Below are 480 nucleotides of genomic sequence, written 5' to 3'. Positions count from 1 at the left end.
TTTTGGTAAAGATAAAGATTAATTTAAGGAAAAGATCATGACTTATTCTGTTTTGCAACAAGCTGCTGAAACCCGTCGTTCTATCTATGCATTGAACAACACCCTGCCTCTGTCCAATGAGGAAGTAACCAAAATCATCGAACACGCCGTTTTACATACGCCGTCTTCTTTCAATTCGCAATCTGCCCGAGTGGTCGTATTATTTGGCGAAGAACATGCCAAAGTGTGGCATTTTGTCGAAGAAGCGTTGCGTGCGGTTGTTCCTGCCGAGCAGTTTAAAGCCACCGCACAAAAACTGAACTTGTTTAAAGCAGGCGCGGCGACAGTTTTGTTCTTTGAAGATCAAGATGTTGTCAAAGGCTTGCAAGAGCAGTTCCCATCTTATGCGGCCAACTTCCCGATCTGGGCGGATCAGGCAAATGCCATGGTTCAATATGCTGTGTGGACAACATTGGCGGCTGCCGGTATCGGCGCCAATCT

1 protein-coding gene is annotated in these 480 nt (G+C 46.0%); it reads left to right on the top strand.

Translation table 11 applies throughout. The features are described 5' to 3' along the window. Positions 1-37: 37 nt before the first annotated feature. On the top strand, positions 38-480 hold a 443-nt coding region (locus ACTHSP_RS21790; RefSeq protein ID WP_440346981.1), incomplete at its 3' end, for a nitroreductase family protein.

It is taken from the genome of Neisseria sp. P0001.S005, assembly GCF_051963715.1.
The sequence above is the reverse complement of the archived record's forward strand: the minus strand, read 5'-3'. Positions and strand labels throughout refer to the sequence as shown.